Source organism: Bradyrhizobium uaiense, assembly GCF_010811875.1.
GTDB classification, from domain to species: domain Bacteria; phylum Pseudomonadota; class Alphaproteobacteria; order Rhizobiales; family Xanthobacteraceae; genus Bradyrhizobium; species Bradyrhizobium uaiense.
The window spans coordinates 1-26,358 of record NZ_VKHP01000003.1 but is presented as its reverse complement, the minus strand read 5'-3'; the positions used below and the strand labels follow the sequence as shown (position 1 = coordinate 26,358).

Sequence of the window (26,358 nt, the reverse complement as noted above, 5' to 3'; positions counted from 1 at the left end):
GCCAATCTCAATGCAAATCAAAGTCCCCTCAAGACGGTCTCAAAGCGCTGGGTGGAGCGCGTTGGCATCGTTGGGATGGCCGCCACAGGGCAGGGTGCAGGCGGTGTTGGAGGGCTAATCATGAGCATCGCGGAAAAGCTTTCAATTGCCAACCGTCCGGCGAGCGACACGACCGAGATGAACCGCATCGTGGTGTCGAGCATGATCGGCACGGCGGTCGAGTGGTACGATTTTCTGATCTACGGCATGGCCACCGCACTCGTCTTCAACAAACTGTTCTTCCCGCTGTCCGACCCTACGCTGAGCACCATAGCAGCGTTCGGCACCTATGCCGTCGGTTTCCTGGCGCGCCCCTTGGGCGCGGCGATTTTTGGACATTTTGGCGATCGGGTTGGTCGCAAGGCAATGTTGGCGATGACCATCGTCATCATGGGGTTGGGGACTTTCCTGATTGGCCTCCTCCCCACTTATGACCAGATTGGCATCGCCGCGCCGCTTCTGCTGGTGTTGCTGCGTCTGCTCCAGGGGATCGGTCTTGGCGGCGAGTGGGGCGGGGCCGTGCTTATGGTCGTCGAGAATTCGCCGACCAGGAACCGTGGGCTTCTGGGGTCGGTGGTCCAGATTGGCTGGCCCATCGGGAATCTTGCTGCAATCGGGGTGTTCGCGGTGCTGGGGCATCTGCCCGAGTCAGATTTCCTCGCCTGGGCGTGGCGCATTCCGTTCCTGATCAGCATCGTTCTCGTTGCCGTCGGCCTGTATATCCGCCTGAAGCTCGCGGAGACGCCGGTCTTCCGTGAGACCGAGGCCAGGAAAGAGCTGGCCAAGGTCCCGCTTGTGGACATCCTGGCGCGGCATCGCCGCCCGCTTTTCACGGCGATCGGACTAAAGCTTTCCGAAGTAACCTACGCGATCGTGGCAGGCGTCTTTGCCATCAGCTATGTCACCGGCGCGCTCGCCATGCCGCGGAACGTTATCATTAACGCGATCTTCATCGCGGCCGTGGTGGCGCTCGCGATGATCCCGGTATTCGGTTGGCTTTCGGACCGGATCGGTCGCAAGAGTATGTTTTATGCGACCTGCGTGTTCGCGATGGCCTTTGCGTTTCCGATGTTCTGGCTGCTTGATACCAGGGATCCGTCGACCATCACGTTGACGATCGTCGCGGCCATCACATTCGGCCAGATGGTCGGGTTTGCGGTCGGACCTTCCTGGTACTCGGAGCTGTTTACGGCGCCGGTGCGGTACAGCGGTGCATCGCTTGGCTTCCAGATCGGCGCTGCGATAGCGGGCCTCACTCCGTTTGCAGCGGCGTCTCTTATGGCCTGGACCGGCGGTGCAACCTGGCCCATTTCGACTTATCTGATGGTGATCGGCGCCATAACCCTCCTGTCTGCGCGGCTCGCGCCCGAGACAGCCAGCGGGGAATTGACCAATTAGAAGTCACCCCAAAACAGCGGAGCGCCGCCACGCGGCCCTCCTGCACCGAAGCCAACCGATGGACCCTCAGGAGGGCACGTGTTCGACTCGCCTTCGATGGTGCAAGCTGACCCCAATGAGCTTGCGAGAGCCGCGGCAGAGGAATTTGCGCGCCGTCTTGTTTCCCAGTGGAGCAAGACATTCGGGACCGACTTGATAGGTGCATATCTTATTGGCAGCATGGCGCATGCGGGATTTAGCTGGTGCTACAGCGATCTCGACATGGCGCTCGTCACAGCGACCGGATTGTCGCCGCAAGCGCATGAGCGCATCCACCGCGAGGCCGTGATGCTATCGGCCGAATGGGGTCCCAAATTGTCCCTGTTCTGGACCGATCGCGACTTTTCCATCGGCCGCTTTCCGCCGCTCGATCGCATTGACTATCTCGATCACGCGATCGTCCTGATGGAGCGCGAACGCACCAGACCCGCGCGGCCTCCACTCACTGAGATACGGCAATATCTGTGCGCCGACCCGTTTGCGAGCTGGTCAAGCCGCGCTCGAAGCTTTGCCGCCGCCTCCGTGCTCGATCCCATGCACCGCAAGGCCTATCTTCGAACTCTGCTCTATCCTGCACGCTTCTGCTACAGTTGGACGACTGGCCTCATGGGTTCAAACGATGACGCTGTGGCGTTCGTGAACAAGAAGCCCGTGCCGCGACTAGACGCGGACCTGATCACGCGCGCGCTTCAATGCCGTAAATCCGGTGGCAATCCCGATGGCTTGTTCTCTGCACGAGCCGCGCTGCTGGTGCAGATTGATGCGTGCGCCTCACTCCTCGCAGCAGCTTGATGATCGACCCTTCAAAACCTCGGGATACGGCGGGGGAGCAGTTATGATTGCATCGCTTATTTGCGGTGTAATCTTCGCGTGGTGCAGTCTTTACCCGGACAGGCTCTCGCGCGGGGCGAGCTAGCTCACACCGGCCCCAGGTCCGCTTGCGGAGGAATGGATTGCTTCGTCGCTTCAGTGCAAAATTGCACTGCAATTTTGTCGCGAGCTCCTCGCAATGACGCTGGCGTGGAGGCTGATCAACACCGCGCCGCTTCACCGACCATATCGGGCTGCCGCGTCAGCGACACTGCGGGCGACATCAGGATCACCAGCGCCTGGGCGGCGAAGATCGCGGCCGCAAGGTAGAGGCAGGCTTCGGCGCCGTAGAGGCCGCCGACGACGGCGCCGAGTGCGGAGCCGAGCGGGCGGGCGCCGTAGCTCATGATGTTGATCGCCGAGACGCGGCCGAGCAGGGAGGGCGGCGTCACCGATTGCCTGAGCGTGGTGGTCGAGATCACCCACAGGATCGGGCCGACGCCGAGCAGGAAGAAGCCGAGGCCGGCGAGCAGCGGCGTCGCGATCCAGGTGGTCAGCGCCATCACCAGCGAGGCGACGAGGCCGGTGACCGGGCCGAGCCCGATCACGGTGCCGAACGCCAGCCGTTTCATCACCCGGGTGGCGAACAGCGCGCCGACCACCATGCCGACGCCGTACATCGCAAGCGTGGTGCCGACGCCGGTGGCGGTGAGCCCGAGATGGCGCACCGCATAGGGCACGAACACGGCGAGCAGCAGGAACGACGCGGTGTTGAAGATGAACTGGGTGATGAACACCGGCCGCAGCAAGGCGTGGTGCATCACGAAGGCTGCGCCTTCCTTGATGTCCTGCATCGGATGACGCCGCGGGGCGGGCTGGCGCGCCGGCTCGTAGAGGCCGGCGAGCAGCACGACCGCGATCGCCGATAGCGCCGCAGCAAAGCCGAATGCCGGCGCCGCACCGACCCAGCCGACCAGCACGCCGCCGAGCGCGGGACCGCTGGCGAACGCGACGGTGCGGGCGAGCTCGATGCGGGCGTTGGCCGCCGGCAATTGCTGTGACGTCACCAGCGACGGGACCAGCGCAGGGGCGGCGACGCTGTAGGCAACCGTGCCGCAGACCGCGATGAAGCCGAGCAAGGCCAGCAGCGGCAGGGTCATCGCGCCGAGCCATAGCAACAGCAGGATCGCGGCCAATGCCGCGGCGCGCAGGGCCTCGGAGCCTGCCATCACCCAGCGCCGCGACACGCGGTCGGCCAGCAGGCCGGCGGGAATCGCAAACAGGATGAACGGCAGCGTCAGCGCGGTCTGCAACAGGCCGGTCTGGCCTTCGCCGACGCCGAGCACCAGCACCGCGACGATGGGTGCGGCCGCAAGCGCGATCTGTTCGGCCGATTGCGCGGCGAGGTTGGACCAGGCCAGGCGATTGAAAGTGGCCGGCAGGCTAGGCGTATCGGCGGACATGGCAAAATCCCTTAAATGTGATCTGGCCATAGTGTGTGGTTGGACGACGTCCGATCCCACCCGTTTCCCGATAACGCCAAGAAAAGGCCCGCCGGACGGCGGGCCTTGTCGATGCGATGTTCAGTGCCTGACTAGGCCATCGAGGTTTGGGATCACAAGCTGGCTGAGATCGTGCGTGCGTGTGCTACGATCTCGGACCAAGCGTCGCGTGGCCGGTTCCCGATATGGTGGCCGGCGGCGTTGCCGTGCTGTCGATGGACGGGGCCGGTACTTCCGCTTGAGTGGCACGCAGCGCACTCAGCAGGTTGGTCATGGCGTCGGGGCCTGCGGGGAATCCGGCCTCCGATAGGATCTTGTCGATCATCGGCTTGAATGCCGAGACCGACAGCAATTGCGCGGCGAGGCCGTCGCCGAGCCCGAGACCGCCATTGCCGTTGGCATGGCCGTTGCCGCCACCACGGCCCAGCATGCTGCCGGTGTCGAAGATCCGGATATCGGAGATCTTCTCGATCGGCTTCACCGCCTCGGCGAGCGCGCTCGGGATCACATTGATCCGCGCCAGATTGAGATCGTAGTCGATCATGTCAGGGCTGAGTTTGTTGCGCGCCTCTGCCTTCATCGTCGCGACTTCGGCTTCTGCCTGGCCGAGCGCCTTGACGCCGGCGGCACGGGTGGTGGCGGCCGCCGCATCGGCCTTGGCGAGCACGTTGGTGGCTTCCGCCTTGTTGGCGGCGGCCTGGCGTTCGGCCTCGGCCATCACCGTGATCGGCATCGCGTCGGTCTCGGCCGCCTTGCGCGCCGCGATCACGTTGATGATCTTGTCACGCTCGGCGATTTCCGTGGCGCGGGCGGTGGTGACCTTTTCCTCGGCGGAGATCGCGACGGCACGCGCGGTCTCGGCAATGGTCTGGGCCTCCGACTGCTCCTTGCTCTTGGCTGCGACCGCGATCGCGCTTTCCTGTGCGACGATCTGAAGGTCGCGCTCCATCTCGGTGTTGCGGCGCTTGACCGCGAGATCAGCCTCGATCTTGCGGGTGTCGCGGGCCTGGTTGGCCTCGGTCTGCTTGTTGGCGACCGCGAGCTCCTGCTGGATGCGGTATTCGGCTTCGTTCTGCAGCGCGGTCTGCTCGACCTGCGCCGTCTGCGCGCGCATCGCCGCGGTCTTGTTGGCGATGTCGCGCTGCTGGGCGAGCTCGGCCTCGCGCTTGGTGCTTTCGATAGTCAGCGTGGTCTGCCGCGCCGCCAGGTCCTGCTGCGCGATATTGACCTCGGTGGTGCGGACGATCTGGTTGCGCTCCTGTTCGCGTTCCTTGGTGATCTTGGTCAGCGTGGTGAGGCCATGCGCGTCGAAGAAATTGCTCGGATTGAAATGCTTGATGTCGCTCTGGTCGAGCTTCGTCAGCGACACCGATTCAAGCTCGAGACCGTTGTTCTGGATGTCCGCGCCGACCGCGTCCTGCACCGCCTTGACGAAGGTCGCGCGCTGCTCCTGCAATTCTTCCAGGTTCATGGTCGCGGCGACCGAGCGCAGGCCGTCGACGAATTTGGCTTCGACCAGCTCGCGCAGCTCGGCCGCGTCGTTGGTGCGGTTGCCGAGCGTCTGCGCGGCGAGCGCAATCGACGACGAGTCGGGTTTGACGCGGAGATAGAATTCGGCGCCGATGTCGACGCGCATGCGGTCCTTGGTGATCAGCGAGTCCGGCCCACCGCGCGCGACCTCGAGCCGCAGCGTCTTCAGGTTCACCGCGGCGGTGGAGTGGAAGATCGGCAGCACCAGCGAGCCGCCGTCGAGCACCACCTTCTGGCCGCCGAGGCCGGTGCGGACATAGGCCTCATCGCGCGTCGAGCGCTTGTAGAGTTTTGCAAACAGCAAACCGATGACGAGAATGGCAATGACGCCGATAGCGACGGGTATAGCAAGTTCCCACATGTGTTATGCCCTGTTGGAAGATTGTTGTTCGACGAGATCGGAGGGAGCGGCAATCGCGATGAAGCCTTTGGCATCGCGATCGACCAGCAGCACGCTGGCGCCGACCGGCAATGCCTCGGACTCTGCGCTGGCACGCGCCGATACGGTGTGCCAGTTGCCGAAGACATCCTTGAGACGGACCCTGCCGGGCAGGCCCTGATCGAGCGGGCCGACCGACACGGTTGCGACCTTGCCGACAAAGTCGCTGTCGTTGACCGCGTAGCTCTCGTCGCGCGGAATGATGCGGGCGAGGCCGCGGCTGGTGTTTCTGATCACGGGGACGCTGCCGGCAGCAGCTACCACCGCGGCAATCGAGACCGGGATGGCGGTGCCTACGGCATGCGCCATTCCCTGAAGCAGGAAGCCTCCGATCGAGAATATGCCGAGTATCAGAATGATCAGGATCAGGAGGGGAAGCCGCCCGGCGTTGATCCAGAGAAACAGGCCACTGAGAGCATTATGGCTCTCGGCCTCGACCGCGAAATCCTTGCCGATGAGTTCGCTGATCGAAAGTCCGACCATGGTGGTGAGCAGTTCGATACCGCCAAGTGCCACCATGATCGCAGCCGCGACCGCGAAGGGCCGCACGTCGGGGGCGAGCAGAATGTCGCCAACTACACTCATTTTTCTGACTTGATCCTTTCAAGCCGCGCCGCGATTTCCTTTTCGCGGTGCAGGCGATCGAGTTCGTCAAGCTCCTTGTCGCCGAGCACGCTTGCAGCGGGAACGCCGGTGACCCGGGCGATCGCCGCCATGGCGCGTTCAGCACTCAATGTATTGGTCGTCGATGGGCCCCGGCTGGTTTCGTCCTTGGCCTCGCGGATCAGGCTTTGTTCGAGATCGGTTAATCGTGTCTCAGCCTCGCGCCGCGCGCCGAGCATGGCCTGCAGCGCCTTGGTCTGCTCATCGATTTCGAGCTCGATGAAATCCATCGCGCGTTCCAGCGCGATCACCTGCGACTCCAGGTCAATTTGTCGCGCGACGCCGGCACGCGCGAGATCCTCGCGATTTTCCGCAAGTGCGAGACGAATCTTCTCGTTCAGACCAGTCGTTTCGGTATCCAGTTCCTCGCGCCGCTTCTTCAGACGGAATTCTTCGGCACGCGACTTGCCGAGCGCATAGCGCGCTTCGTCGGCGCCGGCGTCGATCTCGCGGATTGCCTGTTTGACCAGCGCCACCTTGTTGTTGCTCTCGACGTTGTCGATGGTCTGGCTCGCGATGGCGGCAAGAAGCCGGCCCATGCGCGCAAGGATGCCTTCGTGAAGCATGGTCTTCTCCTCCGGTTGGACTGATTTGGATTTGACGGCGATGTGGATTTCGTAGCCGCGACCATCCGAGATCAAATGCGCCGGGAAGGGGCTTTCCCAGCCCGAGACATATCCCGGCACGTCGAACGGCACCAAGACGCGTCCGCTGACAGTGCTAATGGTCAGTGAAGTTGGGCCCTTGATCGCGAACAACTTGTCGTCGAGCGGTATCCGGCGGATGGCGGAGGCTGCGACGTAGTTGGCGCGGTCGCGCAGGCCGAGCGTGACCAGTCGCGCGGGCAGGCCGGTCTCCTTGCGGATCCGTTCATAGGCCTGGGCGTGCAGCGAGACGAGGTTGGCGCCGACGGGAGCCACCTCGGCGAGGATCGCGATCATCCGGTCATAGGCCGCAAAGGTCGCCTCGATCGCCTCGATGCCCGACGGGTCGGGGGCGAGGGCGTAACGCAGCGTTGCGGTTGGCGTCTCGACGGGCAGCTTGATCATGTATCTAACGTAAAGCACTTCTTCAGTGCTTTGCAAGGCGCGCGGTCGGTATCATTTTCGTGAGCCCAGATGCAGTTGCAAATGAGTTGCAATAACGGGCGAGATCGGCCATCCTGATTTCATGGATGCGAGGACCCCTGAAATCTCTTCCGTTTCCGTTTCCGTTTCCGCTTCCAGCGCCGTGCCGGGCGGCTGGCGGGACGATGCCGGGCATGCGCGCAGCCTGCCGGAGGTGAACGCCACCGTTGCGGTGCCGACCGGCGGCTTGTGGTGGCGGCGGCTGCTGGCCTTCGCCGGGCCGGGCTATCTGGTCTCTGTCGGCTACATGGACCCCGGCAACTGGGCCACCGATCTCGCGGGCGGATCGAAGTTCGGCTACACGCTGCTGTCGGTCATCCTGCTCTCCAACCTGATGGCGATCCTGTTGCAGGCGCTCGCCGCGCGGCTCGGCATCGCCACCGATCGCGATCTGGCGCAGGCGTGCCGCGCCACCTATTCGCGGCCGGTGAACCTGCTGCTCTGGCTCGCCTGCGAGGCCGCAATCATCGCCTGCGACCTCGCCGAGGTGATCGGCACCGCGATCGCGCTGAAGCTGTTGTTCGGCATTCCCCTGATCGGCGGTGCACTGCTCGCCGCGCTCGACGCGTTCCTGTTGCTGCTCCTGATGAACCGTGGCTTCCGCTTCCTCGAAGCCTTCGTGATCGCGATGTTGATCGTGATCGCGGTCTGCTTCGCCGTCCAGATCGCGGCCGCGGCGCCGCCGATCGCCGGCGTGCTCGGCGGCTTCATGCCTTCGCGCGAGATCTTCACCAATCCGGAGATGCTCTACATCGCGATCGGCATCATCGGCGCCACCGTGATGCCGCACAATCTTTATCTGCACTCGTCGATCGTGCAGACCCGCGCCTATCCGCGCACCGAGGAGGGCCGGCGCGACGCGATCAAATGGGCGACCACCGACTCCACCATCGCGCTGATGCTGGCGCTGTTCGTCAACGCCGCGATCCTGGTGCTGGCGGCGGCGACCTTCCACAAGAGCGGCCATTCCGACGTCGCCGAGATCGACCAGGCGTTCGAGCTGCTGTCGCCGCTGCTCGGGCTCGGCATCGCCTCGACGCTGTTTGCCGTCGCCTTATTGGCATCAGGCCTCAATTCGACGGTGACCGCGACGCTGGCGGGCCAGATCGTGATGCAGGGCTTTCTCGACCTCAAGCTGCCCGACTGGCTGCAGCGACTGGTGACCCGCGGCATCGCGATCGCCCCGGTCATCGTGGTCGCCGCGCTCTATGGCGAAAGCGGCACCGCGCAGCTCTTGGTGTTCAGCCAGGTCGTGCTGTCGATGCAGCTGCCGTTCGCGGTGATTCCGCTGGTGCGCTTCGTGTCCGACAAGCGCAAGATGGGTGCGTTCGCGATTTCGGTCCCGGTTGCGGTGGCGGCGTGGATCGTCGCCGGTCTGATCGTGATCTTGAACGTGAAGCTGTTGATCGACACGATCTTCGGCACCTAGAGCGCCTTATCGAAAGCGCTAGTCCTGCGGCTCGGCCAGCACCTCGCCCGTCGCATCGACGCGCAGCCAGCCCGACGGCGCGAGCCGCTGCTGCGGCAGGAAGCGGCCCTTGTAGTCCATCTTCTTGGAGCCCTCGATCCAGTAGCCGAGATAGACGTAGGGCAGCCCCTGCCGGCGGGCGCGGGCGATGTGGTCGAGGATCATGAAGGTGCCGAGCGAGCGGGCCTCAAGCCCCGGCTCGAAGAACGAATAGACCATCGACAGCCCGTCGCTGAGCACGTCGGTCAGCGCCACCGCCATCAGCTCGTCGCCGCGGCCGGTGATGGCGCTGTCGGCATTGCGCTTGCGGTATTCGATGATCCGGGTCTCGACATGGCTGTCCTCGACCATCATCGCGTAGTCCAGCACGGTCATGTCGGCCATGCCGCCGTTGCGGTGACGGCGGTCGAGATAGGCGCGGAAGACCGAATATTGCTCAGATGTCGGCACCGCCGTGCGCTGCTCACCGATGATGTCGGCGTTGCGGGCCAGTACCTTGCGGAAGTTGCGGGAGGGGCGGAATTCGTTGGCGACCACCCGGACCGAGACGCAGGCCCGGCACTGGTCGCAGGCCGGCCGGTAGGCGATCGACTGGCTGCGGCGGAAGCCGCCATGGGTCAGCAAGTCGTTGAGATCGCCCGCTTTATCGCCGACCAGGTGCGTGAAAACCTTGCGCTCGTGCCGGCCCGGCAGATAGGGGCAGGGAGAGGGCGCCGTCAGATAGAACTGAGGAGTATCACGCGAGTGCTGGGTCACGTCTGATCGTCGGGCTCCACAAACAATACAGGCAGCCGAGTTAGCATCGCCCCCCGGAGGCTAACGGTCAATTGGTTTAGGCGGGCCTAATAAGTGGCCCGCGCCGCCGGGGTGACCTGGGTCCGGACCGAGCTGTTGATAATCACGGTTCCGAGGATGACGTCGTGCAGCAGCCGGCGGCGGCCGTTGAGGAGCGCGACCAGCAGCACCAGCGGCGACAGGAACGAGATCGTCACCCAGAACAGCACCGCGTGGACGGCGCCGAGCACGAAATAGCCGCGTGCGCCGTACCAGGTGCGCAGTTCCAGATCCATCATGCGCATGCCTGGCGTGGCCGAGTGCTGGCCGCCGATCGAGGCGCCGTAATAGACGATCGCCCAGACGATCGAGGCCGGCGATACCAGCCAGAACAGCGCCCAGCCGAGGCCGAGCGTGACGAGGCCGAACACGGCAATGAAAATCACGGCCAGGATGACCGGCACCGACAGCACGAAGAGGTCGATCAGGAACGCAAACACACGCCGCGTGAGCACGCCGCGGAACAGTTCCGGCTGCATCGACGGATCGAACGCATGCGGGGGAACGCCGCCGTCGTTGCGCCAGGCTTCACTGCGCCAGGTGCCGCCGTCATTGCCGTAGGACATGACCAACCTCCGATGAAAGTCCCGCGCAGGACATGGGAACAGGAGGTTCGCCTGCCAAGGCCGCGCGAACATGAACTAGCCGAAATATTCCGGCGATTCGGCGGCCATCGGCGGTCGCGGAACGTGTATGTTGCGTCAGGCAAGCCGAGAGGAACCCATGAGCACACGGATCGGGCTGCGCTGCAGGTGCGGAGAGGTCTTCGGTGTCGTCTCGAACCCGTCGCCCAAATCGGCCAATCGTGTGACCTGTTATTGCGATGATTGCCAAGCGTTTCTTCATCAACTCGGCCGCGCCGATCTGCTCGATGCACACGGCGGCACCGATATCGTCCAGGTCGCGCCGTCGTCGCTCAGCTTCTTGCAGGGGCAAGACAAGATCGCAGGCGTCCGGCTGACGCCGAAGGGGCTGTTCCGCTGGTATGCGACGTGCTGCAACACCCCGGTCGGCAACACGCTGACGCCACGGGTCCCGTTCGTCGGAATTGTCGCGCCCGTATTCGACGGCGGCGCGGACCGTGCCGATGAAGTATTCGGCAAACCGGTCGGCGCGATCCTCGGGAAATATGCGGTCGGCGAGGCGCCGAAGGGCTCGACCGGATTGAACCTGTCGCTGATCGTGCGCGCCATCGGCAAGGTGCTGGGCTGGCGCCTGCGCGGAAAGGCGTGGCCGCATCCGTTCTTCAGGCGCGAGACCGGCGCGCCGATCTATCCGCTGACCGTGCTGACGCAACAGCAACGCGACGCACTGCGTCCGTTGTGTGGCCCGCATCCGACGGCGCCGGCCGCGGGCCAGACGGAGCTCAGCTCTCCGCCTTGATCTTCTCGGCGGCCTTCGGCGCGAAATAGGTGAGGATGCCGTCGGCGCCGGCGCGCTTGAAGCCGACCAGGCTCTCCATCATCGCGCGCTCGCCGTCGATCCAGCCGTTGGCGGCAGCGCCCGCGATCATCGCGTATTCGCCGGACACCTGGTAGACGAAGGTCGGCATCGCGAAATGGTCCTTCACGCGGCGGACGATGTCGAGATAGGGCATGCCGGGCTTCACCATCACCATGTCGGCGCCCTCGGCGATGTCGAGCTCGACCTCGCGCAAGGCCTCGTCGGAATTGGCGCTGTCCATCTGATAGGTGCGCTTGTCGCCGGTCAGCGTCTTGGCCGAGCCGATCGCGTCGCGGAACGGGCCGTAGAAGGCGGAGGCGTATTTCGCCGCATAGGACATGATCTGCACGTCGCCGAAGCCGTTGTCGTCGAGCGCCTCGCGGATCGCGCCGATGCGGCCGTCCATCATGTCCGACGGCGCGATCACGTCGCAGCCGGCCTCGGCCTGGGTCAGCGCCTGCTTCACCAGCACCGCGACGGTCTCGTCGTTGAGGATCTTGCCGCCCTCGATCAGCCCGTCATGGCCGTGGCTGGTGAAGGGGTCGAGCGCGACGTCGCAGAGCACGCCGATGTCGGGAAATTCCTTCTTGATCGCGCGCACCGCCTGGCAGACCAGATTGTCGGGGTTGAGCGCCTCCGAACCTTGCTCGTCGCGCAGCGACGGCTCGGTGAAGGGAAAGAGCGCGATGCAGGGGATGTTGAGCTTGGCGGCGCGCTCGGCATCGCGGACGATCTGGTCGACGGTGAGCCGCTCGACGCCGGGCATCGAGGCCACCGGGGTGCGGGCGTTGTGGCCGTCGACCACGAACATCGGCCAGATCAGGTCGTCGGTGGTCAGCACGTTCTCGCGCACCAGGCGGCGGGCCCATTCGGTCTTGCGATTGCGGCGCATCCGGATGGTGAGGTCGAGCGAGGGGGAGGCGAGGGCATCGGTCTGGCGCCGCGGCGTGTCGCGCAGTTCGATCGGGCGCCCGAATTTGATCGCCATGTTGTCTTCTCCTCGAGGGACGGCTGGTCTGGACCTGATATAAGTCCAGTTCTAGCACCTCGCAGGGGCGCCGTCATTGCACGGCCACTGCGTCCTGGGCGCCCTTGATTTGCCGCAACGGCGATTGATTTTGCATCCCCGGCGGGCCAAGACTGCGCCATGAACCCCATTTTGCAGCCGTTGTGCGGCGATTCGGATGTCTGACACCTCTGCACGCGATCAGGCGCGCGACAACGCCATCTCGGTGAGCGCGATCTCGTCCGACCGGATCCAGCCGGACGACAATGCGTGGACGCGGCGCCTCGTCATCTTCCTGCGTATCATGGCCGTCGTCTCGGTCGCCAAGGGCCTCTATCACTGGGCCCAGGTGACGGGCTTCGTCGGGGGCGAGGAGGAGGCCTTCGAGAACCAGTCGATGGCCTGGCAGACCGCCACGATCTATTTCGCCGTCATCGAGCTCGTCGCCGCCGTCGGGCTCTGGCTGGCGACGCCCTGGGGCGCCGTGGTCTGGCTGACCACCGTGGTGTCGATGGCGGTCATCGAGCTGATGTTTCCGGGCATCTATGGCGGCAGCCTCACCGTGGTCGGGTTCGAAGCCCTGATGCTCGCGGCCTATCTCGCGCTCGCCTGGATGTCGGCGCGCGAACGCCCGCCATAGCCAGCGTCGCGTGTAGGGACGGCCTGATGCACTGTTGCCTGCCAGCGACAGCGCGACGAATAGCCGACGGCGGCGGCCATTATATTGCAGCCGTGCGCCCAACGAGAAGACAGCGCCGCTGGTTCTGCTAGGTGAGTACCGACAGATCGCACCCCATTCGAGGCGCCCCATTCCCAAGGCGTCTCTGCGGGACCTGCCGTCGGGACCCATTTCACCGGATCTCGGCGCGTGTGCCGGCCGGCTTTGCGCGGGCTGACGGCGGAACCGGTCTGGCCGCGGCAATGAATGAAGTCCGCCTGCGCGCATCGCGTGCAGATCCCGCCGACGCACTCTCATAAAATTTTCAAAGAATTTTCCGGTAACCGATCGGTCACCGTAAAGGGTTCCCTCACACACGTTACGCCGCCGTTTCGAATTCAGACGAGGCTGTTTCCGAATGTGACAGGGGAGGCAGACGAAGCGTGAACAGGGGCCTGCCACCGTCAATGAAAAGTTGCGAAAAGCCCTTGATCCATGGGCTTAATCCACGATTCACTGTCTTAAATTCATGATCTCTTTATTCTCTTATTTAAGCGGATATTCAAACGGCCCCCTTACGTTGGACCTATCAGGCGGGACACAAGTTTCGTCGAATAAAGTCGATAAAAACGACAAACAGGGGAAGTGTCATGATGAAAGCCGTTGCGACAACGGCGGCGGATGCCGCTGATCGCGCTGCCGGCCAAGCTCCGGTGCAGCCGCTCTATCTCGAAGCCCTGACTTTGGTGGAGCGGCTGCATCGCCGGCTCCTCGACGTCATCAAGGACGAATTCGATCGTCGCGGCCGCGCCGACATCAACTCGGTGCAGGCGCTGCTCCTGTACAATATCGGCGACAAGGAACTGACCGCCGGCGAGCTGCGTACCCGCGGCTACTATCTCGGCTCCAACGTCTCCTACAATCTGAAGAAGCTCGTCGAGCTCGGCTTCCTCGATCATCAGCGCTCGCGCGTCGATCGCCGCTCGGTCCGCATTCGTCTGACCCCGCAGGGCCAGGAAGTCCGCAAGATCGTCGACGCGCTTTATCAGAAGCACGTCAAGACGGTAGAGCAGGTCGGCGGCATCTCGAACGAGGAGTTCGCGAGCCTCAACAAGTCGCTGCATCGCCTCGAGCGCTTCTGGACCGACCAGATCCTGTATCGCCTCTGAGCCTTCCTCTCTTCGCCTGATGGCCAAGCCGGCCGCTTGAGAAGACCGGCAGCCTTCCTCCAGTAACGCATCGGTCATGCCCGGCCGATGCGTTTTTCGTGCCGCATTTGGTTCATGCTGCACCTGCGAAAATAAATGGGTCCCGGCGAGGAACCAAGGCATGCCCCGAGCTTTATCTCGTTTCCCAACGGAGAAGCAGGACATGCTGGTCGAGCGCGGGATCGAGGTGCTGAATGTCGAGGTCGTCGGTGACGCCTACGCGATCGCCTCGAATTATCTGCGCAAATCCGGCGCTATTCCCGACACTTTCGCCACCAATGAGCGCCTGCTCGGCATCATCGTGAAGCTGTTCCAGCGCGGTGAGCTGAACCGACTCCGCCTTGCCAACAAGGCGATCGCGAAGTTCGAGGCCGAGACGCTGGTGGTCGCCTGAGCGTCAACCCGGAGACTTCAATGGAAGCCGCTATCGATCGCATCATGCAGACGTACGATCTGCTGCTCAACCGCACGTCCGCTGCAAGCGACGAAGCGCGGGCGAAGGTGACAGACTACGTGCAGACGCTGTTCGATGCGGGCGAGCGCGATACGCATCGGTTAACCGTGTGCGGGCTGACCTATCTGCGCCAGCTCGACGGCAGCACCGACCATGTGAAGGCCGGGTATACCGGGCTGTAGGGGGCACGCTCCCTGTTTCTGGTTCAACTGTCAAACAGCCACTCGGTGTCATCACCCGCGAAAGCGCACGTGTGTGATTCAGTATTCCAGAGACGTCTCCGCTTGAACCGATAAGCCGCGGCGTACTGGATCTCCCGGTCGAGCCGGGCGATGACAGTTGAGGATGCAGACGCAGCTTCGCACTCTAGCGGAGGGACGGCCGTCCTATTGTTTGGAGCGATGAAGGACGAAGGCGGCATGAAACACCAGTCCGTCGTCAGTGCGGACTTCAATCGCGACGTCATTCTCCCCGCTGGAATGTCCCGCGTCTCTGGCGATGCCGGCCAGCGTGTTGGCGGCTTCGATCTTGGCGGCTCTCAGATCAGCGAGATCCAATCCCTCTTCGTAGGGGTAGACATCGCCGTCGTCTCTGATGTCGAAGAAGTAGCGGGGCATTTCCATTGCTCCTCGAGCAATGGGAGGGAATAGCCGTCCGGTGGACTGTGTTCCTATTCGGGTGGCAGCAGTCCCGGCGACGACAGCCATTGGCTCAAGTGAGCGGCCGTGTCGGCCTGCCGGGCTTTCTGCAGCAGCCGTTCCTTGGCGATTCCGATAGGAAGAGCCTTGGCTTCCTCGCGCAGGCTTTTTGCCTCCGCGAGAAGGCGCTCTATGAGCCAGTGCATTTGCCTGAAACGACGACGCTTGAACACGCGCTGTCCTTTCCTGCGGGAGAAGGCGGGAGCGCAATGGGCGTTCTCATCACCGATAGATACCGGGGACTGCGCGGTGACGTTCGATAACATTTGCGCAGAGGGAAGCGTTCCTGCGGTTCCGCTGGAACGAACTGGAACCGCAGGAGTCGACCTTCAGCTCCCGGCCTTTGCCCCCAAGCTCCCCGGGAGTAACGATCCCCGGTGCTGTGAACCTCCGGTGCCGGGGATCGTTGGTGGGGCTGATCCTCGGAGGCTTGGCCGCTTTGAGCTACCTCTTCTGAGGTATGAGACCTCGGCACATCTCGCGCGACCTATACTCATCAGGATTTTGCATATCCCTCCTGGGGCTAGAACCAGCGCCGTCCGCACGTGTTTCAAGCGGGCGGCGTTGTGTTGCGCGGTATCTCGATTCCCCGCGCGCCGCTTTCCGATAATCGCCAGCCAGGCACTCATCGCCGCCTCACTGCGCCTCGACTTCTGAACGATCTCGCGCTGTGGCTCGAGAGTAGGCGGATCGCATCGACCCGCGGCGTGCGAGGAACCAAAACTGTAAGCGCTGGGTTGTCATTGCAGTGCGCGAGCGTGGCGGCAAATTCCGTCCCCGCCGCTTTCAATTCGGAATGGCCAGGCCTTTTCATTCATTCGCGCCCGCATCGCGAAGGGAACGATCATGCATGCGGACGAAGCAGCTTCATGGGATCATTGATTCATGGGATCATTGACATGAGCGTTTCGAGGTCAAGGGAATCAACGATCAGAAGGCACACGGCCTCGATGGCGCGTGCACTGACATGGCTGAGGAACACGTTTCCGGCCTGCGACCTGCCGAGATCGGAATTCAACAACACGCAGGCTGTGCGCGTTTCCTCTGCTCCGCGCAGGAGCGCCCATGACGCGAGGGCAAGCGCCGCGTCTCGACCTGGGATCAGGTGAACAGAATTGCCACGCTGGCCTCAAGGCGGAAAATGAGGAAGGCCGACGTGATCCAACGCTGACTTGGTCAAGCGGATCAACGAACGGCCTCAGGATGGTGGGATTTGTTTCGTTGCGGTGCGCGCGGTGTGCCTTCAGCGCAGCCGCCGTTGCAGCCATAGATCAAATGAATTGTCACTGCGTCCCGTCTGCGCATCAGCGAGCAGACGGGACTTCAGTGCTTACTTGCTTTCCGGCTTCCAGGTCGTGCTGGCCCGATCATACTTGAAGCCCGGCGCAGCCTTCAGGCTGTCCTTGGTTTCGTCGAGGGTGAGCCACCACTTGTCGTCTTTCTTCTGAGTTTTGACCGCCGTGTATGGCACGATCACGTCCTTCTCGCCGGCGCCGAGAAAGCCGCCGACGCCAACGACGAGGCCGGTCACCTTGCCGGCCTTGTCGACAAGCACGTCGTCGATGGTCCCGATCTTGGATTCCTTCGGGTCGTAGACGTTCTGCTTGTAATAGTTGGTGATGGTCCAACTCTCGGTCGGGGCCGCGGACATGATGGTCGCCGCATGCGCGGCAGTCGCGAATGCTGCGGCCGTGATGCAGCCGATGGCAAATTTCTTCATCAGAGAACTCCTTGGCTGAGCGCCTGTTAGTTGGAGCTGCAGACCTTGACGGTCTTCATGCCGGTCTCGGCCTCGGAGCGGGTCTTGTAAATGGTGCCTGATGGGCTGACGACGGTGGTGGTCGTCGTGTCGACCGGCTTCTGGTCGACGATCGTGCACTTCTTCGTCTTCACGTCCTGCACAACGTAGAATTCATCCGCTGCAAAAGCCGGCGTGACGAAAGCGGCAAGCAACGATGCCGCGACAATTGCTTTAACGTTCATGTCTGTCTCCTCCAATAGCCGAACCAATCGGCGGAGGTGGAACGGGAAAAAATCGCAAAGGTTCCTAGGACTGGACAGGCGCACCGTCGTCATTTTGAAGGTCATATCAGGCGATCTCCGCGGCGCGGCGGCGAGCCGCTCAAGTCAAGGCAAGCAGAAAACGATCAGCCAGGTGCGGCGATTTGCAGCACGGAAGAGTCGCGCGCGCCGGCTTGCCGAAGGCCGTGGCGAATGGTCGCTAGGGATACGCAGACACGAGCTCGGCGAGCGATTCCTTCAGGCCCGATGGACCGCTTTCCGATTGGCGATGCGACCAAATGACCGAATGCAGCCAGCGTTCGCCGAGCTGCGTCTGAAAATCCAGGAGGAAGCCTCATGATCTCGTCCCGCATGCGCCTGTTCGGCGCGGTCGTCGCGCTGTTGCTTGGGGCGAGTGGTGCGGCGCCTGCACAGCAGCTCGAGCTCAAGCTGATGGCGCCGGCAGCGCCCGGCGGCGGTTGGGATCAGACGGCGCGTTCGATGCAGCAGGCGCTCGTCGCCGCCGGTGTCGCGCGCAGCGTCCAGGTCACCAACGTGCCCGGCGCCGGCGGCAGCGTCGGCATCGCGCAGTTCGTCAACGGCGCCAAGGGCGACGGCAACCAGATGATGGTGAACGGCTTCGTCATGGTCGGCGCGCTGGCCATGAACAAGTCGCCGGTGACACTCGATCAGGTGACGCCGATCGCACGCCTGACCGAGGAGATCCAGGTCATCGTCGTGCCGGCGAATTCGCCGCTGAAGACGGCGCAGGATCTCGCTGCCGCGCTCAAGGCCGACATTGCCAAGGTGACCTTTGCCGGCGGCTCGGCCGGCGGCGTCGACCATGTGATGGCGGCGCTGTTTGCGGGCACGGTCGGCGCCGATGCGAAGAAGATCAACTACATTCCGTTCTCGGGCGGCGGCGAGTCGCTCGCCGCCATTCTCGGCGGCAAGGTCACGGCCGGGATTTCCGGCCTCAGCGAATATGACGGCCAGATCAAGGCCGGCAAGCTGCGCGCGCTCGGCGTGACGTCGGCGCAGCGTCTGCCGGGTGTCGACATCCCGACCTTCAAGGAGCAGGGGATCGAGCTGGTGCTCGCCAACTGGCGCTCGGTGGTCGCACCGCCCGGCATCACGCCGGAGCAGCGCAAGGCGCTCGGCGATGCCGTCGAGAAGATGGTGAAGTCCGACGCCTGGAAGGACATCCTGAAGCAGAAGGGCTGGGATGACGCTTATCTCGGCGGCGATGCATTCGCGGATTTCCTCAAGAAGGAGATCACGCGCGTGACCGAGGTGCTGAAGTCCGTCGGTCTCGTGAAGTCATGACGCCGGACGCCGCTTCCGGGAAGCTGCCGGCGCGGGGTGTCGACCGCGCGGGGGTCGTCATCGCCGCCGCGCTCGCCGTGCTCGCAGCGGTGCTGGTGTGGGAGGCGAGCCAGCTGCCGTCCACCACGATGTACGGGATGGGGCCGGAGGCGATGCCGATCGTCATCGCGATCGGCCTCGTCATCCTCGCCGTCGGCAATCTGATCGACGCGCTGCGCGGCAACCTGCCGCCGCGCGAGAGCATGGATCCGAAACCGGTGTGGCTGATCATCGCCGGCCTTGCACTCCTGATCGGCATCATCGGCCTCGGCGGCGGCTTCATCCTCGCCACCTCGGCACTGTTCGTTACTACGTCGGCCGCCTTCGGTCGCCGCGCCGTGCTGGCCGACACCGTCATCGCTCTGCTGATCACGACCCTCATCTACCTCGCGTTCGACAAGTTGTTGACGCTGAGCCTTCCCGCCGGCCCGCTGGAGCGACTGCTGTGATGGATACGTTCGCCGCGCTGGCGCATGGCATGGCAGTCGCCATGCAGCCGATGAACTTGCTCTACGCCCTGATCGGCGTGTTCCTCGGCACCGCGGTCGGCGTGTTGCCGGGCATCGGTCCGGCGCTGACGGTCGCGCTGTTGTTGCCGGTAACCTACAAGCTCGATCCCGGCGGTTCGCTGATCATGTTCGCCGGGATCTATTATGGCGGCATGTATGGCGGATCGACCACCGCGATCCTGATCAACACGCCGGGCGAGAGCGCGTCGATGGCGACCGCGCTGGAGGGCAACAAAATGGCCAAGGCCGGCCGCGGCGGCCCGGCGCTGGCGACCTCGGCGATCGGCTCGTTCGTGGCCGGCACCATCGCCACCATCGGCCTCGCGTTCCTCGCGCCCTGGCTGGTGGACTTCGCCGTGCGCTTCGGACCGGAAGATTACTTCGCGCTGATGTGCGTTGCCTTCGTCACGGTGTCGGCGACCTTCGGTGACTCGCCGGTCCGCGGCCTGACCAGCCTGTTCATCGGCCTGACGCTCGGGCTGGTCGGCATCGACAAGCTCACGGGGCAAGCGCGTCTTGCGTTCGGCATCCCCGAGCTGCTCGACGGCGTCGAGGTGACGACGCTCGCGGTCGGTCTGTTCGCGGTGGGCGAGGCGCTCTTTGTCGCCTCGCGCCGTCATCAGGCCGAGGAAAAGCTCGAGCCGGTGCGCGGCTCGCTGTGGATGACGCGGGAGGATTGGCGGCGCTCGTGGAAGCCGTGGCTGCGCGGCACGCTGTTCGGCTTTCCGATCGGCGCGCTGCCGGCCGGCGGCGCGGAGATCCCGACCTTCCTGTCCTATTCGACCGAGCGGCGGCTGACCAAGCATCCGGAGGAGTTCGGCAAGGGCGCGATCGAGGGCGTCGCCGGACCCGAAGCCGCCAACAACGCCTCCGCCGCCGGGACGCTGGTGCCGCTGTTGACGCTTGGGCTTCCGACCTCGGCCACCGCGGCGATGATGCTGGCGGGGTTTCAGCAATACGGTCTCAACCCGGGTCCGCTGTTGTTCGCGGAGCGGCCGGACCTGGTGTGGGGCCTGATCGCGAGCCTCTTCATCGCCAACGGCATGCTGCTGGTGCTCAATTTGCCGCTGGTCGGGCTGTGGGTGCGGCTGCTCGCGATCCCGCAGCCGTGGCTCTATGCCGGCATCCTGGTGTTCGCCACCATGGGCACGATCGCGGCAAAGCCGTCGGTCGTCGAGCTCTCGATGCTGGCGGCATTCGGCGTGATGGGCTTTCTGATGCGACGGTTCGATTTCCCGATCGCGCCGGTCGTGATCGGATTGATCCTCGGCCCGATCGCTGAAAGTCAGCTGCGCCGCGCGCTGGCGATCAGCCTCGGCGATCCCATGGTGCTGCTGCAAAGCCCGATGTCGGCGACCTTGCTCGGCATTGCGCTGATCGCGCTGGCCGCGCCGTTCGTGCTGAGGGGATTGGGGCGGTTCAAGGCGAATGAGGATTAGGTCGTGAACCGATCGATCTGCCGGCGGGAGGCTAGCCGGAGTCCGTCATGCACCGATGGCAGAGCAAATTGGCCAGCACAGGGATGGCGACGTCGCCAAACATTTGTGTGATCGGGAAATAACCAGACTCCAGTTTCGGTCTTCCCTTCAGAAAGGAAGCTGAACAATGAAGATCATTTACCTTCTGGCGGCACTGCTGCTTGCGCCATCTCTCGCGACCGAGGCCAGTGCTCATCTGCGAACCGACAAGAGCAGCAATCGCGAGCACGTCGCCGCTCGGACGGCGATTGCCGGTCCATTGCAGGGATACGGGATCGTCGGTCGTCAGGTCGCAGCTCCGCCATGGAGCGCCGCCTGCACGAACGATTTGGGCTCGCGACAATGTGACGAGCCGATGTGGGTCTATGGAAGCCCCGACTATGTCGCGCAGTTCAGGGATGCATTCTGATCCGTGCGCTCAGGATAGCGCCTGCGGCCGCCGACTACGCCCTGAGCTGCCTTGGAAAACCCTCGGCATGTAAAAGGCCCGCTCCGGGGCTCGCATTTCGGAGCGGGCCAGTCTGGGCGCGGCAAATTTCGCCGCGCGCGAAACCTAGCGCGACATGCTGACACCACGCTGACGAGGATCGAAAAAGAGAGGCGGCTGAACGCCGCCTCTCTCGATGATGGCTTTATGAACAGAATGCTTCGCTGCATTCTCACCACTTGTAGCCGATGCTGGCCGTGAAGCGGCGGCGATCGCCGTAGTAGCAGGACGTGACCAGCGCACAGCTCGCGACGTAGATCTTGTCGGTCACGTTCACGATGTTGAGCGCCGCGCGCCAGTTGTTGCCCCACTCGTAGTGCAGGGCAAGGTCGCCGAGCACGACGGCGGGAACGCGCGCGGTGTTCGCGGTGTCGGCAAAGGACGAGCCGACATAGCGCACGCCGCCGCCGAGGCCGAAGCCGGCGAGCGGGCCGTCGCGGAAAGTGTAGTCGGTCCAGACCGAGGCGAAGTCGCGGGGCGTGTTGGTCGGCACGGTCCCGATCAGTGCCGGATTGAGGTCCTTGCTGACGAACAGGTCGTAGTTGGTGTAGCTCGCCACCAGCTTGAAGTCGCGCGTGATGTTCGCCACCGCCTCGAGCTCGACGCCGCGCGAGGTGACCTCGCCATTCTGGGTCTGGAACATCGGGTTGTTCGGATCGGTGGTCAGCGCATTCTTCCGCTTCAGGTCGAAGTAGGCGACGCTGAAGCGTGCATTGAGCCCGACCGGCTCGTATTTGACGCCGACCTCGCTCTGCTCCGAGGTCTCCGGCAACAGCAACTGGCTGGCCGCATTGAGACCGATGATCGGGTTGTAGCCGGTCATGTAGGAGACGTAGGGCGCGACGCCGTTGTCGAAATTGTAGATCGCGCCGACGCGGCCGGAGAACTTGCTGTCCTGACGGCTCTGATCGGCTCCGATCCGGTTTTGATTGACGAGATCGACCCAGTCCTGTCGCCCCGACAGCACCACGGTCAGCCGGTCGAGCTTGACCTGGTCCTGCAGATAGAGCCCGGCCATGCCCTGGTTGAGATAGGCGTTCTGGTACAACGGACCGCTATAGGTCGTGTTGGTGCCGTGGACCGGATTGAGCAGATTGAGATTGGTGCCGACGCCAAAGCCTTGGCGGTCGTCGATGCCGTAGTGCTTGAGGTCGAGGCCGAGCAGCGCGGTGTGCTGCAGGATGCCGGTGTTGAAGCGGTACTCGAGCTGGTTGTCGAGGTTGAACTGAAGCGCGTTGCCGCGGGCGTAGAAATTGCCGCGCGCAAGATCGGCCGCCGCCGGCGTCGTCGCGTAGCCGAGGCCGTAGAGGCCGGTGTAGTACACGTCGACATGCGCCGCGCGCGCGTTCTGGCGGAAGTCGAGACTATCGGTCAGGCTCTTCTCGAACTTGTAGCCGACGGTCTCCTGCTCGCGGCGGAATTGGTCGGCGCTGGGATCGCCCGTGAAAAGGCTGGTCGGCATCCTGCCGAACGGCGCGTTGGTGACGGTGCCGACATAGGGCAGGAAGTTCTCCGCCCTGGTGTTGTTGTGCGCGGCCGTGGCGTACACCGTGACGCTGGCGTCGGCATCACGCCAGGTCACCGACGGGGCGAAGAAGAAATTGTTGTCGTAGGTGTAATCGGTCTGGGTGCCGCCGCCCTGCGCCTGGCCGACGAAGCGGTACAGCACCTGCCCATTGCCGGATTGCTGCGGGACCACGCCGCCGATGTCGAATGCGGCATAGCCGTTGCCGAAATTGTTGACGCCGGCTTCGATGTAGCGAATGGGCTCGGCCGACGGCATTTTGCTGACGGCGTTGACGAGGCCGCCCGGCGCCGAGCCGCCATAGAGGATGCCGGAGGGACCGCGCAGCACCTCGACGCGCTCGAGGTTGAAGGGCTGCAGCTTCCAGCTTCCATAGGAGGTGTAGAACAGTTGCAGGCCGTCGAGGAACAGCGACTCGTTCTGCGCCGGGAAGCCGCGGATCAGGAACCAGTCGTTGCGGAAATCGGAACCGTAGGTACCGCCGATCACGCCCGGCGAGTAGCGCAGCACTTCGTCGAACTTGCTGACGATCTTCTGGTCGCGGATCTGTTCGGCGCCGATCACGGTCACCGATTGCGGCGTCTGGATGATCGGCGTGCTGGTCTTGGTGCCGCTCGAGCTCTGCCGCGCCAGATAGCCGGTGACCGGACCGTTGGCGCGCTCGTGGCCGCCGCCGGCGCCAGCGGCCTGCTGCGCAGGCTGCGACTGCGCTGCCCCCGGCGCAGTGGGTGTGCGGCGCGCGGCGCTTCGTGCGCGCGCGGTCCGTTGCGAGGGCTGCTGCTGCGATCGCGCCGATTGCCGGTGCGGCGCATCGACCGTCACCGACGGCAATTGCGTCTGCGCCAAGGCCTCGTCCGCACCAGCAACCGAAAGCATCACCAAGGCCGAAGCAGCAAGCCGCTGCGGCCGAATCCATCCGTCCGTCATTCAACGCCCCCAAAGAGAAGTTTCTTCAGCGTCGTTATCACGGTGATTTTCGGGAACAGCGCGCGCGCCGTTAGAAGCTATCGAAGCCGTGCGCAATGCTGGTGTGTGTGACTGAGAGACAACGGAGTACGACACGCAATTGCACGCATCACGTGAGAGCCTTGAATCGATCCAGTGTCGAACGATTCAAGAATTGAACGATTCAAATTCTTGTCGTGCGTGGTGCGCTCGCCGACTCCGTAAGTCACTCGCTCGTCGGCTCGATCCATCGTGATCGATCGCGTCATGATCGAGCGAGATGCAGGTCGAGTGATCGAGTGATCAAGCGACCGGGTCTCGCGCGGCTCGCGAGCGATGGGCACCTCAGTCGTAGTCTCGGACGTCGGCGCGGCCGGGAAGGGGCGTCCCGTCCGCCACGGGGCCTCGGCGGCCATGCCCGGGAGGCGGCCGGAACCGCGCTCCCCTGGACCGGCCCGGCCGGCTGGCATTTCCCGCCGTCCCCACCATATCTGGCATAATTGACCGCCGGGGACCGCAACCGCTTGGCCATTTTGGGGTGATGTGATAACGCTCTGAGACCAGCTTCGACCGCCACTCGTGACCGTCCGCATCCCTAAGTAAAGGCTTGCGGCGGTGGAGATATTTCGCCGATGACCTCATCCTCCAAGACCGCTTCCGCGCCCGATTCCTTCTTCACGGCGACCCTTGCCGAAGCCGATCCCGAGATCGCTGCCGCGATCAAGGGCGAGCTCGGCCGGCAGCGCCATGAGATCGAGCTGATCGCCTCCGAGAATATCGTCAGCCGTGCGGTGCTGGAGGCGCAGGGCTCGGTGATGACCAACAAATACGCAGAGGGTTATCCGGGCGCGCGCTACTACGGCGGTTGCGAGTGGGTCGACGTCGCCGAGAACCTCGCGATCGAGCGCGCCAAGAAGCTGTTCGGCGCCGGCTTCGCCAACGTCCAGCCGAACTCCGGCAGCCAGATGAACCAGGCGGTGTTCCTGGCGCTGCTGCAGCCCGGCGACACCTTCATGGGTCTCGACCTCGCGGCCGGCGGCCATCTCACCCACGGCTCGCCGGTCAACATGTCCGGCAAGTGGTTCAAGGCCGCGCACTACACCGTGCGCCGCGAGGACCAGATCATCGACATGGATGAAGTCCAGAAGCTGGCCGAGCAGGTCAAGCCGAAGCTGATCGTCGCCGGCGGCTCGGCCTATTCGCGCGCGTGGGACTTCAAGCGCTTCCGCGAGATCGCCGATTCCGTTGGTGCGTATCTGCTGGTCGACATGGCGCATTTCGCTGGCCTCGTCGCCGGCGGCGTGCATGCCTCGCCGGTGCCGCATGCCCACGTCACGACAACCACGACGCACAAGTCGCTGCGTGGTCCGCGCGGCGGCCTGATCCTCAGCAATGACGAGACGCTGGCCAAGAAGCTGAACTCGGCGATCTTCCCCGGTCTGCAGGGCGGCCCGCTGATGCACGTGATCGCGGCCAAGGCGGTCGCGTTCGCCGAAGCGCTGCGTCCGGACTTCAAGGTCTACGCCAAGAACGTGGTCGAGAACGCCAAGGCGCTGGCCGAGACGCTGCGCAGCCACGGCCTCGACATCGTGTCCGGCGGCACCGACAACCATCTGATGCTGGTCGACCTCAGGCCGAAGGGCCTGAAGGGCAACATCTCCGAGAAGGCGCTGGTGCGCGCTGCGATCACCTGCAACAAGAACGGCATCCCGTTCGATCCCGAAAAGCCGTTCGTCACCTCCGGTCTTCGTTTGGGCACGCCGGCGGCGACCACGCGCGGTTTCGGCGTAGCCGAGTTCAAGCAGGTCGGCGGCATGATCGCGGAAGTGCTGAACGCGCTGGCGCAGTCGCCGGACGGCAAGGCGCCGCTGGTCGAGGCCGCGATCAAGGAGCGCGTCAAGGCGCTGACCGATCGCTTCCCGATCTACTAAGAGGTAGAGGTCCCGTCGGATGCGTTGTCCGAGCTGCAATTCTCTCGATACGCAGGTCAAGGACTCGCGTCCGACCGAGGACTCCGCGGTGATCCGCAGGCGTCGCGTCTGCATGGCCTGCAATTTCCGCTTCACGACCTTCGAGCGGGTGCAGCTGCGCGAGCTGACGGTGATCAAGCGCAACGGCCGCCGCGTGCCGTTCGATCGCGACAAGCTGGTGCGCTCGCTGCAGATCTCGTTGCGCAAGCGCCCGGTGGAGTCCGAGCGGGTCGAGAAGATGGTGTCCACCATCGTCCGCGAGCTCGAAAGCGGCGGCGAGGCGGAGGTCTCCTCGGAGGCGATCGGCGAGATCGTGATGGAGCATCTGCGCCAGCTCGACGACGTCGCCTATGTGCGCTTCGCCTCGGTCTATCGCAATTTCCGCGAGGCCAAGGACTTTGAGGCGGTGCTCGACGAGCTGACCGGCGAAGAGGACCCGCGGATCGCGACGTTGCGCAAATGATCTTCCGGATACTGGAAGAGCAGCTCGGGCAGAAAGCCAAAGAGGCCAAGGAAACAGCGAAGGCCGCCGATCTGCGCTTCATGCAGCTCGCGCTTGCGCTCGGCCGCCGAGGCCTCGGGCGCACCTGGCCCAATCCGGCGGTCGGCGCCGTCATCGTCAAGGACGGCGTGGTCGTCGGTCGCGGCTGGACTCAGCCCGGGGGACGCCCGCATGCCGAGGTCGAGGCGCTCAGGCGCGCAGGCGACGCCGCGCGCCTGAGCGCCTCGACCTCGGCATGCGGGCGTCCCCCGGGCTGAGTC

Annotated in this window: 26 protein-coding genes and 1 pseudogene; 15 read left to right on the top strand and 12 right to left on the bottom strand. The window is 64.1% G+C overall.

What is annotated here, in order from left to right:
* Positions 1 to 120: 120 nt before the first annotated feature.
* Positions 121 to 1,437 (top strand): MFS transporter, encoded by a 1,317-nt coding sequence (locus tag FNJ47_RS01380; protein WP_163149709.1) that lies wholly within the window; start codon positions 121 to 123, stop codon positions 1,435 to 1,437.
* Between the two features lie 285 nt (positions 1,438 to 1,722).
* Positions 1,723 to 2,268 (top strand): hypothetical protein, encoded by a 546-nt coding sequence (locus tag FNJ47_RS01375; RefSeq protein WP_163149706.1) that lies wholly within the window; start codon positions 1,723 to 1,725, stop codon positions 2,266 to 2,268.
* Positions 2,269 to 2,507: 239 nt separating this feature from the next.
* Here FNJ47_RS01375 and FNJ47_RS01370 read toward each other — a convergent pair whose 3' ends face one another.
* The 4 genes from FNJ47_RS01370 to FNJ47_RS01355 form a co-directional block, all read right to left on the bottom strand.
* Positions 2,508 to 3,749 (bottom strand): MFS transporter, encoded by a 1,242-nt coding sequence (locus FNJ47_RS01370; protein WP_163149703.1) that lies wholly within the window; start codon positions 3,747 to 3,749, stop codon positions 2,508 to 2,510.
* Between the two features lie 184 nt (positions 3,750 to 3,933).
* The gene (locus FNJ47_RS01365; RefSeq protein WP_235999287.1) at positions 3,934 to 5,679 is read right to left on the bottom strand and encodes a flotillin family protein; all 1,746 of its coding nucleotides are present in this window, start codon (positions 5,677 to 5,679) and stop codon (positions 3,934 to 3,936) included.
* Between the two features lie 3 nt (positions 5,680 to 5,682).
* Positions 5,683 to 6,342 carry an OB-fold-containig protein gene (locus FNJ47_RS01360; RefSeq protein WP_163149700.1) on the bottom strand — a complete coding sequence of 220 codons (660 nt, stop codon included), beginning with the start codon at positions 6,340 to 6,342 and terminating at the stop codon, positions 5,683 to 5,685.
* Positions 6,339 to 7,469, bottom strand: coding sequence for a PspA/IM30 family protein (locus FNJ47_RS01355; RefSeq protein WP_163149697.1), 1,131 nt, complete (start codon positions 7,467 to 7,469; stop codon positions 6,339 to 6,341). Before FNJ47_RS01355 ends, FNJ47_RS01360 begins: the two co-directional genes overlap by 4 nt.
* Before the next feature lie 121 nt (positions 7,470 to 7,590).
* On the opposite strand from FNJ47_RS01355, the gene FNJ47_RS01350 reads away from it, so the two are divergent.
* Positions 7,591 to 8,976, top strand: coding sequence for an Nramp family divalent metal transporter (locus tag FNJ47_RS01350; RefSeq protein WP_163149694.1), 1,386 nt, complete (start codon positions 7,591 to 7,593; stop codon positions 8,974 to 8,976).
* Between the two features lie 18 nt (positions 8,977 to 8,994).
* Here FNJ47_RS01350 and FNJ47_RS01345 read toward each other — a convergent pair whose 3' ends face one another.
* Both FNJ47_RS01345 and FNJ47_RS01340 read right to left on the bottom strand, forming a co-directional pair.
* Positions 8,995 to 9,771 carry an arginyltransferase gene (locus FNJ47_RS01345; RefSeq protein ID WP_163149692.1) on the bottom strand — a complete coding sequence of 259 codons (777 nt, stop codon included), beginning with the start codon at positions 9,769 to 9,771 and terminating at the stop codon, positions 8,995 to 8,997.
* Positions 9,772 to 9,857: 86 nt separating this feature from the next.
* Positions 9,858 to 10,415, bottom strand: a complete 558-nt coding sequence (locus FNJ47_RS01340; RefSeq protein WP_163149690.1) for an RDD family protein — start codon at positions 10,413 to 10,415, stop codon at positions 9,858 to 9,860.
* Positions 10,416 to 10,572: 157 nt separating this feature from the next.
* Between FNJ47_RS01340 and FNJ47_RS01335 the strand changes: the two genes are divergently transcribed.
* The gene (locus tag FNJ47_RS01335) at positions 10,573 to 11,232 is read left to right on the top strand and encodes a DUF6151 family protein (RefSeq protein WP_163149688.1); all 660 of its coding nucleotides are present in this window, start codon (positions 10,573 to 10,575) and stop codon (positions 11,230 to 11,232) included.
* Here the strand turns inward: FNJ47_RS01335 and hemB are convergent.
* Positions 11,216 to 12,280, bottom strand: coding sequence for a porphobilinogen synthase (hemB, locus tag FNJ47_RS01330; RefSeq protein WP_163149686.1), 1,065 nt, complete (start codon positions 12,278 to 12,280; stop codon positions 11,216 to 11,218). The genes FNJ47_RS01335 and hemB overlap by 17 nt on opposite strands.
* A gap of 196 nt (positions 12,281 to 12,476) precedes the next feature.
* On the opposite strand from hemB, the gene FNJ47_RS01325 reads away from it, so the two are divergent.
* The 4 genes from FNJ47_RS01325 to FNJ47_RS01310 all read left to right on the top strand — a co-directional run bounded on the left by FNJ47_RS01325 (position 12,477) and on the right by FNJ47_RS01310 (position 14,800).
* Positions 12,477 to 12,938: a DUF6163 family protein gene (locus tag FNJ47_RS01325; RefSeq protein WP_163149684.1), complete on the top strand. Its 462-nt coding sequence runs from the start codon at positions 12,477 to 12,479 to the stop codon at positions 12,936 to 12,938.
* Between the two features lie 668 nt (positions 12,939 to 13,606).
* On the top strand, positions 13,607 to 14,125 hold the full coding sequence (gene ldtR, locus FNJ47_RS01320) for a transcriptional regulator LdtR (protein ID WP_024583358.1): 519 nt from the start codon (positions 13,607 to 13,609) through the stop codon (positions 14,123 to 14,125).
* Positions 14,126 to 14,327: 202 nt separating this feature from the next.
* Complete coding sequence (locus FNJ47_RS01315) at positions 14,328 to 14,558, top strand: hypothetical protein (RefSeq protein WP_050627401.1); 231 nt, start codon at positions 14,328 to 14,330, stop codon at positions 14,556 to 14,558.
* 20 nt (positions 14,559 to 14,578) lie between these two features.
* Positions 14,579 to 14,800: a hypothetical protein gene (locus tag FNJ47_RS01310; RefSeq protein ID WP_163149682.1), complete on the top strand. Its 222-nt coding sequence runs from the start codon at positions 14,579 to 14,581 to the stop codon at positions 14,798 to 14,800.
* 204 nt (positions 14,801 to 15,004) lie between these two features.
* Here the strand turns inward: FNJ47_RS01310 and FNJ47_RS01305 are convergent, their stop codons facing one another.
* The 4 genes from FNJ47_RS01305 to FNJ47_RS01290 form a co-directional block, all read right to left on the bottom strand.
* A complete protein-coding gene (locus FNJ47_RS01305) occupies positions 15,005 to 15,235 on the bottom strand; it encodes a DUF6894 family protein (RefSeq protein ID WP_163149680.1) in 231 nt (76 codons plus the stop codon).
* A gap of 53 nt (positions 15,236 to 15,288) precedes the next feature.
* On the bottom strand, positions 15,289 to 15,489 hold the full coding sequence (locus FNJ47_RS01300; RefSeq protein WP_163149678.1) for a hypothetical protein: 201 nt from the start codon (positions 15,487 to 15,489) through the stop codon (positions 15,289 to 15,291).
* 1,157 nt (positions 15,490 to 16,646) lie between these two features.
* Positions 16,647 to 17,036, bottom strand: coding sequence for a PRC-barrel domain-containing protein (locus FNJ47_RS01295; RefSeq protein ID WP_163149676.1), 390 nt, complete (start codon positions 17,034 to 17,036; stop codon positions 16,647 to 16,649).
* 26 nt (positions 17,037 to 17,062) lie between these two features.
* On the bottom strand, positions 17,063 to 17,299 hold the full coding sequence (locus tag FNJ47_RS01290; RefSeq protein WP_163149674.1) for a hypothetical protein: 237 nt from the start codon (positions 17,297 to 17,299) through the stop codon (positions 17,063 to 17,065).
* Between the two features lie 375 nt (positions 17,300 to 17,674).
* Here FNJ47_RS01290 and FNJ47_RS01285 point away from each other — a divergent pair, with 375 nt between their 5' ends.
* The 4 genes from FNJ47_RS01285 to FNJ47_RS01270 all read left to right on the top strand — a co-directional run bounded on the left by FNJ47_RS01285 (position 17,675) and on the right by FNJ47_RS01270 (position 21,078).
* Positions 17,675 to 18,643, top strand: a complete 969-nt coding sequence (locus tag FNJ47_RS01285; RefSeq protein ID WP_163149672.1) for a Bug family tripartite tricarboxylate transporter substrate binding protein — start codon at positions 17,675 to 17,677, stop codon at positions 18,641 to 18,643.
* Positions 18,640 to 19,131, top strand: a complete 492-nt coding sequence (locus FNJ47_RS01280) for a tripartite tricarboxylate transporter TctB family protein (protein ID WP_163149670.1) — start codon at positions 18,640 to 18,642, stop codon at positions 19,129 to 19,131. The genes FNJ47_RS01285 and FNJ47_RS01280 overlap by 4 nt, the downstream gene beginning before the upstream one ends.
* Positions 19,131 to 20,630 carry a tripartite tricarboxylate transporter permease gene (locus FNJ47_RS01275; RefSeq protein WP_163149668.1) on the top strand — a complete coding sequence of 500 codons (1,500 nt, stop codon included), beginning with the start codon at positions 19,131 to 19,133 and terminating at the stop codon, positions 20,628 to 20,630. Before FNJ47_RS01280 ends, FNJ47_RS01275 begins: the two co-directional genes overlap by 1 nt.
* A 166-nt stretch (positions 20,631 to 20,796) precedes the next feature.
* Positions 20,797 to 21,078: a hypothetical protein gene (locus FNJ47_RS01270; RefSeq protein WP_163149666.1), complete on the top strand. Its 282-nt coding sequence runs from the start codon at positions 20,797 to 20,799 to the stop codon at positions 21,076 to 21,078.
* A 250-nt stretch (positions 21,079 to 21,328) separates the two neighbouring features.
* On the opposite strand, the gene FNJ47_RS01265 is transcribed toward FNJ47_RS01270, so the two are convergent.
* Entirely contained in the window at positions 21,329 to 23,608 is a 2,280-nt protein-coding gene (locus tag FNJ47_RS01265; protein ID WP_163149664.1) for a TonB-dependent siderophore receptor, read from the bottom strand.
* Between the two features lie 650 nt (positions 23,609 to 24,258).
* On the opposite strand from FNJ47_RS01265, the gene glyA reads away from it, so the two are divergent.
* The 3 genes and pseudogenes from glyA to FNJ47_RS01250 all read left to right on the top strand — a co-directional run.
* A complete protein-coding gene (gene glyA, locus FNJ47_RS01260) occupies positions 24,259 to 25,557 on the top strand; it encodes a serine hydroxymethyltransferase (RefSeq protein WP_163149662.1) in 1,299 nt (432 codons plus the stop codon).
* A 19-nt stretch (positions 25,558 to 25,576) separates the two neighbouring features.
* Positions 25,577 to 26,059 carry a transcriptional regulator NrdR gene (gene nrdR, locus FNJ47_RS01255; RefSeq protein ID WP_050400938.1) on the top strand — a complete coding sequence of 161 codons (483 nt, stop codon included), beginning with the start codon at positions 25,577 to 25,579 and terminating at the stop codon, positions 26,057 to 26,059.
* Positions 26,056 to 26,313 (top strand): annotated as a pseudogene (locus tag FNJ47_RS01250) (bifunctional diaminohydroxyphosphoribosylaminopyrimidine deaminase/5-amino-6-(5-phosphoribosylamino)uracil reductase RibD); the annotation flags it as partial. The gene nrdR and the pseudogene FNJ47_RS01250, both read left to right, overlap by 4 nt.
* Between the last annotated feature and the right edge of the window lie 45 nt (positions 26,314 to 26,358).